The organism is Halolamina salina (assembly GCF_042678005.1).
Classification (GTDB): Archaea; Halobacteriota; Halobacteria; order Halobacteriales; family Haloferacaceae; genus Halolamina; species Halolamina salina.
The window spans coordinates 11,039-11,735 of sequence record NZ_JBHUDH010000050.1 but is presented as its reverse complement, the minus strand read 5'-3'; the positions used below and the strand labels follow the sequence as shown (position 1 = coordinate 11,735).

The 697-nt window shown below is 72.7% G+C and carries 1 protein-coding gene; it reads right to left on the bottom strand.

The features are described from left to right. On the bottom strand, positions 1 to 643 hold a 643-nt coding region (locus ACFR9S_RS06095; RefSeq protein WP_379818276.1), incomplete at its 3' end, for a hypothetical protein. Positions 644 to 697: the final 54 nt, after the last annotated feature.

Genomic DNA, 697 nt, shown 5'->3' with positions numbered 1-697 from the left:
CCTCCGCGACCACGCTCGCGAGGTCGTCGCCGGTTTCGACCGTCGGCTGGGTCGGGACGAACTCGGTGTCGTGGCCCGCGCCACGGGCCAGTTCCGCGAGCGTGTTCAGCGCCGGCGGCGCCATCGCGTCGGTGAAGTCGATCGTGTCGGTGAAGCCGGCGTAGTACACCGAGCCGCGGGCGCCCGGCCCCAACACGACCTCGTTGGTGCGGAGCTTCATCGCCGCGGAGTCGATGCCCGTCCGCGTGACGAACGGCGTGTTCCCGAGCAGCACCGCCACGGAGCCGACCTCCTCCTCGGTTTCGAGCAGGTGAGTGACGGTGTTGCCCACGCGGGCGCTGGTCGTCGAGCCGACCTGCGGCTCGAAGCGCACGTCGCTCACGTCCTCCAGCGCGTCGGCCGCGAGCGCACGCAGCTCCGCCTCGGGGGTGGCCTCGGTCCGGTGTGCCTCGGGGAGCAGGTCCTCCGGCAGGTAGTTCACCAGCAGGTCCGCGCCGGAGCGCTCGACGGCCCGCATGGTGTCTTTGTCCATCGCGGCCGCGAGCTCGGCGGCCTCCGACTCGCTCAGCGGGCTCGTCGCCGCGAGGTCGGGAAAGCGGAGTCCGGGGCGTGGCGGATCGGCGAGCAGCACGACGACTGTCATCGTCGACTCTCGGCCCGCGGCGCGCTTGAATCCGGCGGGTCGCGACCGCCGGGG